Below are 11,693 nucleotides of genomic sequence, written 5' to 3'. Positions count from 1 at the left end.
TGGCGGGCGGAGTCGCCAAAAAAATCCCCACCCCGACCTTCGCTACGCTCAGATCAACCCTCCCCGCGATTGGCGGGGGAGGGATAAAGAACTCACGTCTCGATCTTCACGTACTCGAAGTCGCCGGGCTTGTTGTCGATGCCGATTTTCGGCGGCGAGATCCAGGGTGCGAATTCGCCCGCGTTCGTCACCGGCGTCATCAACGAAGCGATGAAGTCGCCGTCTTCGATCGAGGGCAGCCACGCGCTCTTTTTCGCATTCCATGTTGCGTCGTCGATCATGAGACCTTCAGGCGTAGCGTGAATGTCCTTGAATTCGCCGATCGCGCGGTGGAACGCGACGTTCGGCAGCGTCAGCTTGAAATCGTAACCGGCGGTCGAGATCACCTTGTTCCAGCGCAAGAGCCCCTTGACGCAGTCCTGCGTGTAGTCGTCGCGCAATCGCATATTGAGCGCGGTGAGCGCCGGCTCGTCGACGCGCGTGATCGCACCATTCACGAGTTTCAGCACCGGATAGGTGTCGTCGCGCAGGCGATGGTCGTCCTGGATCTGGGTCTCGTGGAAACGGCCCTTGATGCCGGCGTTGAAGGCGTTCGCCGCATTGGTCGAAACTTCCGACCCGAACAGATCAAGCGACAGCGAGTAATGCAGGTGCAATTTCTTCTGGATGGTCGGCAGATCGATCACCCCTAACGCGCGGACCTTGGCGATGTCGGTGGGATCGGAGATGCCGGCCTCTCGCATCGCCTCGCAGGTACGCTGCACCACGCGGCTGATGCCGGTTTCACCGACAAACATGTGGTGTGCCTCTTCCGTCAGCATGAAGCGGCAGGTGCGCGACAACGGATCGAAGCCGGATTGCGCGAGGCTGTGCAACTGCATCTTGCCGTCGCGATCGGTGAAGTAAGTGAACATGAAGAACGACAGCCAGTCCGGCGTCGCTTCGTTGAAGGCGCCCAACATGCGCGGTGAATCCGCGTCACCGGAGCGGCGGCGCAACAACTCGTCGGCTTCCTCGCGACCGTCGCGGCCGAAATATTTCTGCAACAGATAAACCATCGCCCAGAGGTGACGGCCTTCCTCGACGTTGACCTGGAACAGGTTGCGCAGGTCGTAAAGCGAGGGCGCGGTCTTGCCGAGATGACGCTGCTGCTCGACGGAAGCAGGCTCAGTGTCGCCCTGAATCACGATCAGCCGCCGCAGCATCGCGCGGTATTCGCCCGGCACTTCCTGCCATGCAGGTTCGCCGAAGTGCTCGCCGAAGGGGATGACGCGGTTTTCCTCTTGTGGCGCAAGAAGGATGCCCCAGCGATAGTCCGGCATCTTGACGTAATCGAACTTGGCCCAGCCGCGCGGATCGACGGAGTAGGCCGTGCGCAAATAAACCAGCGACTGCTGAAAACCCTCGGGGCCCATGTCGCCCCACCAGTCCATGTAACCGGGGTGCCAGCCTTCCAGCGCCTTGAGCACCTGGCGATCTTCACTCAGATTCACGTTGTTGGGAATCTTGGTCGAATAATCGACGTTCAGGATGTTGACGTTCATGGGCGTACTCCTTCGGCTTGTGCTTGTGTCCCGGATGCGGTACGGCGCGAAGCGATGCGCCGCAGAGCCGGGACCTAATCGGACGGTCCATGTGGATCCCGGTTCAGCGGCGCGTCACCAACGTGCCGCGCAGCGCCCGGGACAGGAAATCAAACCCGCGTCGTATCGAACTGCGCCTTCTGGCCGGTGCCGTAGCGGCGCAGCGCGCCCTCCTCGCCGACCGCGTTGGGGCGCTGGAAGATCCAGTTCTGCCAGGCGGTGAGACGGGAGAAAATCTTGGATTCCATGGTTTCGGGTCCGACGAAGCGCAGGTTCGCTTCCATGCCGGTGAGACCATCGGGCGAGAAGCTCGCGCGCTCCTCGAGGAATACCCGAACTTCATCATCCCAATCGATGTCGTCGAGCGCAAAGGTCACAAGCCCAAGCGCCTCGGCTTCCTCGGCATCGAGCGCGTCGCCGATGCGCTCGCGCGCACGATCGAGATCGGAAGGTTGCGCCTGGAAGCGTGATTCAAGCCGCGTCAATCCATGGCTCATCGGATAGGCGCCGAAATTCAGCGCGGAAAGCTCGACTGACGGCGCGGCGCGATTGTCGCCCTGGCGCGTGCCGATCAGCATGTAGGAGCGGTCGGCAGCGAGCACCAATTCGGCAAGCGTGCCGGCAAAGCACGAGCCCGGCTCGACCAGCGCCACCAGCGTGCGCGAGGTGACGTCGATGCGCTTGAGCACGCGCTTCCAGTATTGCCTGATCTCGTTGACGAGCCAGTGCGCTTTGTGGGCTTCCAGAAAACCGTCGTAAGCGAGCACGTTGGCAGCTTCGCCATGGGACTTGAACACCAGCATCGCGATCTGAAGCTCGTTGATGCGCAAGTGAAGGATCGCATCGTCGAGTTCGCGGGCGACCTGGAGCGGCCAGAAGTCCGCGCCTTGCGCGATCAGACCGTCAATGTCCGCGGGCGGCGGCGCCTCCGGCGCTGCGATCGAAATGGTGGCGATACGCGCCGTGCGGTCGATATCGACGCTGACGTGGCGGTAGCGAATGGTGGTGCCGTCAATCGTGCGCGACAGCGGCGTCAGCGAAATGCCTTTGCTGTTGCCGTTGCGCTTCGAGGCGGCCGCAAACTCTTTGGCACGCTCGACGACTTTGGCCTCTAACTTGCTGTTCGGCACGATCTCATCGACCAGGCGCCACTGGACCGCGCGCTTGCCCTTGATGCCTTCCTCGATGGTGCAGAAATAGTCGGCATGGTCGCGGCGCACCTTACGCTTGTCGACGACGCGCGTCAGGCCGCCGGTGCCCGGCAACACCGCAAGCAGCGGCACTTCGGGCAACGAGACGGCCGCAGACCCGTCATCGGCCAGGATGATGTGGTCGGTAGCGAGCGCGAGTTCATAGCCGCCACCGGCCGCAGTGCCGTTGACGACGGTGATGAAGCGCTGCCCGGAATTTTCCGAGGAATCCTCAAAGCCGTTGCGCGTCTCGTTGGTGAATTTGCAGAAGTTGACCTTGTGGGCGTGGGTTGAGCCGGCCAGCATGCGGATATTGGCGCCGGCACAAAACACACGATTCTTGCCCGAACGCAGGATCACGACCTTCACACCGGGATGTTCGAAGCGCAGCCGCTGCACGGCGTCGGCGAGTTCGATATCGACACCGAGGTCGTAGGAATTCAGCTTGAGCTGATAGCCTTCAAACAGCCCACCATTTTCATCGACATCCATCGTCAGCGTCGCGACCTCGCCGTCGACATCGAGCTTCCAATGGCGGTAGCGCGATGGATCGGTCTGGAAATCGATAAAACTCGCTCCCCCCGCGAGAACGCGTTCGTCACCGGCCATGGGCCCATCCCTGAGTGCGGCTCTTCGTTAACGGATATATGCACAATAATGCATGTCATGGTGCAGGTCTAGAGGAGATGGGCCACTAAATCTGCATTTTCTTTCATATTTTGCCGATCGATCCGATCGCAATCCAGTCGGTCTTGGACAGAGTGGCCTGGGCCAGACGGGCTTCCAGCAATATGGCGAGGTGAGCCACCGGGAATCGCTCGGCGAAACCATCGCCGCGAGCGGCCGACCGGCGTGACAGCAGGCCCTTGATCTCTCCCAGCACCTCGCCCCACAGCCGCGCGGTCGCATTCGGCCTTCGCATCCGCAGTTTCAGATTGGCGTTGGCGATCTGGATACAGGCCCGTAACAGAATGCGCTCGCGTCCGCCTTGCGGCGCGGCAGCCCAGACCGCTTCCAGCACCTCCTGCGCTTCCCAGAAGTAACCGGCGTCGTTCAGTGCGATGCCATAGCGGAGCGCAGGGTGACGCGCCGAAAGCCAAAGAATTGCGCGGGCACCAGCGCCTTGGCCTGCCACAGCGCCTAGTGATCGGGCTCGGTATCTGCGGTTTCACCGGGCACATAGGCCCAGCCCGGCAGCGGCAAATCAGCCGCGGTTGACGACGTCATACTCATTGAACAACACACAACTTCTAAAAAATTACGCGGGCAGTGGTTCTGCGAATGTCAGAACCAAGGAGCCGCTAGCCTTCATGCATAATCAAAATACGTTTGGCGAACTCCGAAATCGTTGCGAGCGTCAGTTCAGGCACTTCGCGATGCGGTGAATGTCCCGCACCCGCTATCACCGTCACATCGACTGGGCAATAACACTCCTCGTTCGCAATCTCGATCTGACGGATTGTCCCATATTGATCGTCCGCACCTTGCAGAATTGCGAGGGGCACACGAATGTAGGCGAGATATTCGCTGATGTCCCATCGAGGAAAGTCGGGATCAAGCCAGGCGTCATTCCAACCATAGAATGCGTTGTCGACGTTCTGATGCCAGCGCGCGAGTTTGGCCCGCAGGTCCGTCGTTTCGTAGGTCTCTTTGATCTCGGCGATCGAGGCGACCGATACGTCTTCTACGACGAAATGCGGCGCGATCAGCACGACGCCACGCACGCGATGATCACCGGCCGCCCCGGCATAGATCGCCGCGATCGAGGCGCCGTCGGAATGGCCGAGCAACACGCCGCGCTGAAACCCGATGGCGTCAAGCAACGCGGGCAACACCTCGAGCGCCTCGCGGCTCATATAGTCAAGCGGTCGCGGCAGCGTGACTGGCGTCGAGGCGCCATAGCCGGCGCGCGAATAGACGAATACGCCAATGCCGGTGGCCGCCTGCAAGGATTGCGGAAAATCGCCCCACAATGCCGCCGAGCCGAGCCCTTCATGCAGCATCACGATGGTCGGCGCCTCCGATGGCGCAGGTCCGATCATGCGGTATTCGAGATCGCTTTCGCCGATGTGGAGAAAGCCGGCGGGTGGAAGTGTGGTCATGCTTGCCACCGCTTTCGCCGCACGGCGCAGTGCGCCCTCTCCCCCCTTGCCCGTTCGTTCCCTCCCCCCTTGTGGGGGAGGGTTAGGGAGGGGGGTGAGCCGCAGTCGCTTGCATTCGCAATACCCCCCTCTCCACCTCTCCCCCGCAAGGGGGGAGAGAGCAGAGCACGTCTCGCGGCAACCTTTCGGCTCTTACTCAACAGGCCCATTTCACTCTGCCTGAGATTCCGGGTTCGATGCTGTCGCATCGCCCCGGAATGACGAACAACTACTTTGTATCGTCTCGCAGCTTGAACCGCTGGATCTTGCCGGTCGCGGTTTTCGGCAAGGCGTCGACGGCCTCGATCCAGCGCGGATATTTCCAGACGCCGATCTTCCGCTTGACGTGCTCTTTCAACGCCTCGTCGAGTCCATCCGTCTCGGCGCCAGCGCGCAGCACGACAAAAGCCTTGGGCTTGAGCAGACCTTCGCTGTCGGCCTCGGGCACCACAGCGGCCTCAAGCACCGCCGGATGGGTGATCAGCGCACTCTCGACCTCGAACGGCGATACCCAGATGCCGGAAACCTTGAACATGTCGTCGCTGCGGCCGCAGAAGGTGTAGCGCCCGTCGGCGTCGCGAATGTATTTGTCGCCGGTACGGGTCCAATGCCCCTCGAATGTCCGCCGGCTTTTGCTGCGCTGATTCCAGTAGCCTTCGCCCGCCGAGGGCGCATCCACCAGGAGTTCGCCGACTTCGCCATCGGGTACGTCGCTGCCAGTTTCGTTGACGAGCCGCACCTTGTAGCCCGGCACCGGGCGGCCGGAAGAGCCGTATCTGATGTCGCCGGGCGCATTCGACAGGAAGATATGCAACAGCTCGGTCGAGCCGACGCCGTCGAGAATATCGACGCCAAAGCGCGCCTTCCAGGCATTGCCGACCGACTCCGGCAACGCTTCGCCCGCCGACGTACAGACGCGCAGGCGCTCGCCGCCGCCGTGGGCTTTCAAAGATTCATCGTTCAGCATCGCGGCAAACAATGTCGGCACACCGTAAAAAATGCTGGGGTGATATTTATTCATCAGCGCAAACATCACAGCCGGTGTTGGACGCTCGGGATTGAGCACGGTGGTGGCGCCGACCGACATCGGAAAGGTCAGCGCGTTGCCGAGACCGTAAGCGAAAAACAATTTCGCCGCCGACAGACACACATCGTCCTCGCGGATTCCCAATACCTGCCTGGCATAGGTCTCAGCCGTTGCGGCGAGATTAGCATGTAGATGCCGCACCCCCTTGGGCATGCCGGTTGAGCCCGACGAATAGAGCCAGAAGGCGGGCTCGTCGGGATGGGTCGCTGCGGTCGGAAACGCATCGCTTTCGCCTTTGAGCTCTTCGGATAGTAACTTATGCCCGAATGAATTTTTGCCCGCGACGACGACGTGTTCGAGATCGCCCATCCGTCCGAGCATGTCCTTGACGACAGGCAACAGCGCTTCGGAAATGAACAGCACCCGCGCGCGGCAATCGGCGAGCACATAGGCATATTGATCTGATGTCAAAAGTGTATTGAGCGGTACCGGCACGATGCCGGCGCGCATCGCGCCAAGAAACACCGCCGGAAAATCCACCGTGTCGAGCATGATCATCGCGACTCGCTCTTCGCGGCGGACGCCAAGCCGGCGCAGCAGGTTGGCGACCCGGCAGCTCTGCCGCTGCAAATCGCGATAGGTCAGCTCGGAAACGGTGTCGGTATAGGCCAGCTTGTCGGCCCGGCCCTCGTCGATATTGCGGTCGAGCAGATAGGTCACCGCATTGTAAGCGCCCGATGTCTCGCTCATGCCGATCCCCTGGAAGCTCCCTCGCGCGCCCTCAAGCGGAGACGGGCTTCGCTTGGGTATAAGCATTATAATTCATAGAAATGCACCGCACGTGCTTGCTGTCAATCCTTTACGGCACTATGTTTCCTATCAGTTCGACGCATCAGGCGCGCCGAAGCACGCACGCTTCGCATCGGGGATCATGACCCAGACCGAGACCAGCGATCCCGAAACCACTTTTCTCGAACAGCTTGGCCAGCGGGTGCGCACCATGCGTGCGCTGCGCGGCATGTCGCGAAAGGTGCTGGCCAAGGTCTCCGGCATTTCCGAGCGCTACATCGCGCAATTGGAAGCCGGCCGCGGCAACGTATCGATCGTGCTGCTACGGCGGGTATCGAACGCGATGGGCGCGCATCTGGAGGATTTGATTCCGGCCGCCGAGCCGTCGCCGGACTGGGCCGTGATCCGGGATCTCCTGCGCAAAGCCTCGCCCTCGCAAGTTTCGCAGGCCAAGGACATTCTGGCCGGTCAGAACGCGTCGACACAGCGGCTAAAGTCCTTTGCCGGCATTGCGCTGATCGGACTGCGTGGTGCCGGCAAATCGACGCTCGGCAAACTGCTCGCCAAAAAGATCGGCTGGAATTTCGTCGAGCTCAACAAGGAGATCGAGGCGCAGAACGGCCTCTCGGTGGCCGAGATCATCGCGCTTTACGGCCAGGAAGGTTTTCGCCGCCTGGAGCAGGCGGCGCTGACGCAATTGCTGGCGAGGCAAGAGCTGACGGTGCTGGCGACCGGCGGCGGCATCGTCTCCGAACCCGTGACCTTCGATCTGATCCTGTCGTCGTTCTACACGATCTGGCTCAAGGCCGAACCGGAAGAACACATGGCGCGCGTCCGCAAGCAGGGCGATCTGCGCCCGATGGCCGACGACCGCTCGGCGATGGCGGAATTGCGCAACATTCTCGTTAGCCGCGAGCCGCTCTATGCGCGCGCGTCCGCCGTGGTCGATACCGCGGGTCTTTCCGTCGATGCCGCGGCCGCGAGGCTGACTGAGGCGGTCGCGCCCGTGCTGCAAAGCGAATCAAAGGCGTTTGGATTGCGTAGCGCGGCACGCTGATCAGCCGCGGGCCAGCCTCTCACAGCAACGTTGCCGTCACGCCTTCCGCACCCGCCCGCAACAGCGGCAAAAACCGCTTGGTCATTTCATCAGTTGAAATGCGGTCGACATGGGCGCCGATATTGATCGCCGCGACAATGATGCCGTCGTAGCGTTTCACGGGCACGGCAATCGAACGAAAATGCGGCTCGGCCTCGCGATCGACCAGTGAATAACCGCGGCCACGATCCGCTGCTATAGCGGCACACAGGCGTTTTGGATCGGTCAACGTTTGCGGCGTCAGGGCCTCGCGCTTCACCGCGCTGAAGCGTGTCTTCAACTCGGCGTCAGTGAGCCGCCCGAGCATGGCGCGACCGACCGCCGTGCAGAAACTCGGAAGGCGATAACCGATATCGACGCCGCCCGAGAAAATCCGGGTCGGGCTGCCGCGTGCAATGAACACCACGTCGTCGCCGTCTAGCACGGCGAGCGAGCTGATTTCCTGCGCTGACGTAGCGATCTCGTCCAGCACCGGTTGCAGCACCGCCGCGATCTGGTTCGAGCGCAAGTAGCTACCTGCGAGCGTCAGGACATGCGGCGTCGGCGCAAACAGTTTACCGTCGCTTGAAACGTAACCGCCGTGCTGAAGCGTCAAAAGAATGCGCCGCGCGGTGGCGCGCGGCAGGCCGGCCAGACCGGCGATTTCACTCAGCGTCATCGGCGCCGGCCGCGCCCCAAACGCCTGCAACAGCCTTAACCCCCGATCGAGGCTTTCGACAAAGTCGGTGGCGCGCGTCTCGCCGTCGGCCCGCTTCGGTTTGACCATCAAAGAGGCTTGCCCGGATTTGGAGTCGTGTTACGATTATTGAACATTTGTTCAATAAACGAACAAATCTAGCTGCGACCGCCTTCCACCGCAAGCCTTTTTAGGATGAGGTAACGCGCCATGATGAGCCAAGAACAGAACGACCTGATCACCCGCACTGGGCCGAAAGAGCCCTGCGGAAAGCTTATGCGGATGTACTGGCAACCGGCGGCGCTCGTCGACGAACTCGAAGGCCCGCGGCCGGTGCGACCGGTAAAACTGCTCGGCGAAAACCTCGTGCTGTTTCGCGACGAAGCGGGACGTTACGGCCTGATCGAACGCCATTGCGCGCATCGCGGCGCTGATCTCGCCTTCGGCCGGTTGGAACATGGCGGCTTGCGCTGCGCTTTTCACGGCTGGCTGTTCGACGCATCAGGCCAATGCCTGGAGACGCCGGCCGAGCCGGCAAATTCCAAACTCTGCCAGGGCATCAGGCAACGCGCTTACCCGGTCGTGGAGAAGGGCGGCATTCTCTGGACTTATCTGGGCGAGGGCGAACCACCCGCTTTTCCGGAGATCGACTGTTTCGTCGCTCCCGACAGCCACACCTTCGCCTTCAAGGGCCACATCAACTGCAACTGGCTGCAGGCGCTTGAAGTCGGCATCGATCCTTCGCACGCCTCGTTCCTGCATCGCTTCTTCGAGGACGAAGACACCTCTGCAGCTTATGGCCGCCAGTTCCGCGGTGCCTCCGCCGGCACCGAGCTGCCGATGACGAAAATCCTGCGCGAGTACGACCGCCCGATCATCAACGTCGAACAAACCGAATTTGGGCTGCGGCTGATTGCGTTGCGCGAGATCGACCAGGAGCGCACGCATGTGCGCGTCACCAATCAGCTTTTTCCGCATGCCTTCGTCATTCCGATGAGCACGGAGATGACGATCACGCAGTGGCATGTGCCGGTCGATGACGAGAATTGCTACTGGTATGCGATCTTCACGTCGTACTCCGCGCCGGTCGACAAGAAAAAAATGCGCGAGCAGCGCCTCGAACTCTACGAACTGCCGGACTACAAATCCCGCAAGAACAAATCGAACGACTACGGCTTCGATCCGCACGAACAGGAGACCGCGACCTATACCGGCATGGGCAGCGACATCAACGTCCACGACCAGTGGGCGGTGGAATCGATGGGTCCGATCCAGGATCGCACCCGCGAGCATCTCGGCACCGCCGACAAGGCGATCGTGCAGTATCGCCGCCTGCTGCGTCAAGAGATCGAAAAGGCGGCCAATGGCGAGAGGCCGTTCATGTTCCTCGATGCAACCCATGCACGGAGCATTCAGGGGCCGGCGACGATGGACGGCATCGGCCCGACGCGCGGCTGGGAAACCTTCTGGATGGAAGTCGACGTCAAGCGCCGCCGCGGCGCGCCCTGGGCCGCACCCGTGCCGGAAGAGATCGCAGACAAGCCGCCGCATTTGAGGGTGGTGTGAGTGGCGGCCAAGGTTCGCCATATCGTCATTCCGGGATGGTGCGCAAGCACCAGACCCGGAGTCCATTTCTCCCAGCATTCGAGCCGTGCCATCGATTCTCTGACGTGCAATTGCCCGTCAGAGTTCGCATCTTCGATGCGCCCCGGAATGACGATTGAGGTTGTGCATTGAGTTTCGTTGAGCGTCACGGTCTTTGGACCAGCGAGCAGAAAGAGGCGGCGAGCCGCCTTCGCCGCATCGTCGAAGAAAAGAAACTCGAAACCATCCGCCTGTCGTTTCCCGATCAGCACGGTATCCTGCGCGGCAAGACGCTGGTCGCCAGCGAGGCGCTCGCCTCGCTCGAAAGCGGCTGCACCATCACCACCACCATGTTCGCCAAGGACACCGCGCATCGCACGGTGTTTCCGGTGTTCACCTCCGGCGGCGGCTTCGGCATGCCGGAAATGGAAGGTGCGGCCGATGTGCTGATGGTGGCCGATCCGACAAGCTTTCGCGTGCTGCCCTGGGCGCCTTCAACCGGCTGGCTGTTGTGCGACGTGTATTTTGCCGACGGACGCGTGGTGCCGTTCGCCACGCGGCATCTGTTTCGCAAGGTGCTGGACCAACTCGGTCAACGCGGCTTCGATTTTGTCGCCGGCCTTGAGGTCGAGTTTCACATCTTCAAGCTCGAAGACCCGAAGATGGCGCCCGAAGACGCCGGCCAGCCCGGAGAGCCACCGGAGGTCAGCCTGCTTTCGCACGGCTATCAATATCTGACCGAACAGCGTTACGACCAGATGGCGCCGGTGCTCGACATCATCCGGCGCGATATTCTTGCGCTCGGTCTGCCCTTGCGCTCGGTCGAGGTGGAGTTCGGCCCGAGCCAGTGCGAATTCACCTTTGCCCCAAGAAAAGGACTTGAGCCCGCCGACAACATGGTGCTGTTTCGCAGCGCCGTGAAGCAAATCGCCCAGCGTCACGGCTATCACGCCACGTTCATGTGCCGGCCGAAACTGCCCAACGTTTTCGCTTCGGGCTGGCATTTGCATCAGTCGATCGTCTCGCGCGACAACGGCGAGAATGTCTTCATGTCAAAGGAAGGCGATGCGCCGTTGAGCTCGCTCGGCCGTCATTATCTTGCGGGCCTCCTGCACCACGCGCGCGCCTCTGCGGTATTCGCGACGCCGACGATCAATGGCTACAAGCGCTACCGCGCCTATTCGCTGGCGCCGGACCGCGCGATCTGGGGCCGCGACAACCGAGGCGTCATGGTGCGCATGCTCGGCGGCGCCAACGATACGGCGACGCGGCTGGAAAACCGCATCGGCGAACCCGCCGCCAATCCCTATCTCTATATGGCCTCGCAAGTTCTGGCAGGCCTTGACGGCATCGATCGTGCCCTCGAACCGCCGCCACCCGCCGATACGCCCTACGAGACGCAAGCGACTGCCTTGCCGAAAACCCTGCGCGAGGCGCTCGACGCGCTGAAGGCCGATAGCTTCTTTCGCGAAAAACTCGGCTCCAGCTTTGTCGATTATTATCACCACATCAAGAACGCGGAGCTCGAACGTTTCCAGGCCGAGGTCTCGGGCTGGGAGCAGCGCGAATATTTCGAGATGTTTTGATTTCGCGACGGCCGCGCGCCA

Annotated in this window: 9 protein-coding genes; 3 read left to right on the top strand and 6 right to left on the bottom strand. The window is 61.6% G+C overall.

Annotated elements, in window-relative coordinates:
- Positions 1-92: 92 nt before the first annotated feature.
- The 5 genes from boxB to ABSE61_RS13425 form a co-directional block, all read right to left on the bottom strand.
- Positions 93-1,544 (bottom strand): benzoyl-CoA 2,3-epoxidase subunit BoxB, encoded by a 1,452-nt coding sequence (gene boxB / locus ABSE61_RS13445; RefSeq protein ID WP_423871606.1) that lies wholly within the window; start codon positions 1,542-1,544, stop codon positions 93-95.
- 149 nt (positions 1,545-1,693) lie between these two features.
- Positions 1,694-3,382, bottom strand: coding sequence for a 2,3-epoxybenzoyl-CoA dihydrolase (boxC, locus tag ABSE61_RS13440; RefSeq protein WP_423871605.1), 1,689 nt, complete (start codon positions 3,380-3,382; stop codon positions 1,694-1,696).
- A gap of 103 nt (positions 3,383-3,485) precedes the next feature.
- On the bottom strand, positions 3,486-3,908 hold the full coding sequence (locus ABSE61_RS13435) for a DUF309 domain-containing protein (RefSeq protein WP_423871604.1): 423 nt from the start codon (positions 3,906-3,908) through the stop codon (positions 3,486-3,488).
- A gap of 166 nt (positions 3,909-4,074) precedes the next feature.
- A complete protein-coding gene (locus tag ABSE61_RS13430) occupies positions 4,075-4,875 on the bottom strand; it encodes an alpha/beta fold hydrolase (protein WP_423871603.1) in 801 nt (266 codons plus the stop codon).
- A 268-nt stretch (positions 4,876-5,143) separates the two neighbouring features.
- A complete protein-coding gene (locus ABSE61_RS13425) occupies positions 5,144-6,691 on the bottom strand; it encodes a benzoate-CoA ligase family protein (protein WP_423871602.1) in 1,548 nt (515 codons plus the stop codon).
- A 181-nt stretch (positions 6,692-6,872) separates the two neighbouring features.
- Between ABSE61_RS13425 and ABSE61_RS13420 the strand changes: the two genes are divergently transcribed.
- Positions 6,873-7,787, top strand: coding sequence for a helix-turn-helix transcriptional regulator (locus ABSE61_RS13420; protein WP_423871601.1), 915 nt, complete (start codon positions 6,873-6,875; stop codon positions 7,785-7,787).
- A 19-nt stretch (positions 7,788-7,806) separates the two neighbouring features.
- On the opposite strand, the gene ABSE61_RS13415 is transcribed toward ABSE61_RS13420, so the two are convergent.
- Positions 7,807-8,592 carry an IclR family transcriptional regulator domain-containing protein gene (locus tag ABSE61_RS13415; RefSeq protein ID WP_423871600.1) on the bottom strand — a complete coding sequence of 262 codons (786 nt, stop codon included), beginning with the start codon at positions 8,590-8,592 and terminating at the stop codon, positions 7,807-7,809.
- A gap of 120 nt (positions 8,593-8,712) precedes the next feature.
- Here ABSE61_RS13415 and ABSE61_RS13410 point away from each other — a divergent pair, with 120 nt between their 5' ends.
- Entirely contained in the window at positions 8,713-10,068 is a 1,356-nt protein-coding gene (locus ABSE61_RS13410) for an aromatic ring-hydroxylating dioxygenase subunit alpha (RefSeq protein WP_423871599.1), read from the top strand.
- A 167-nt stretch (positions 10,069-10,235) separates the two neighbouring features.
- The gene (locus ABSE61_RS13405; protein WP_423871598.1) at positions 10,236-11,672 is read left to right on the top strand and encodes a glutamine synthetase family protein; all 1,437 of its coding nucleotides are present in this window, start codon (positions 10,236-10,238) and stop codon (positions 11,670-11,672) included.
- Positions 11,673-11,693: the final 21 nt, after the last annotated feature.

Source organism: Bradyrhizobium sp. (assembly GCF_049519115.1).
Classification (GTDB): Bacteria; Pseudomonadota; Alphaproteobacteria; order Rhizobiales; family Xanthobacteraceae; genus Bradyrhizobium.
Note: the sequence above shows the minus strand (reverse complement) of the source record. Positions and strands in the feature narration are given on the sequence as shown.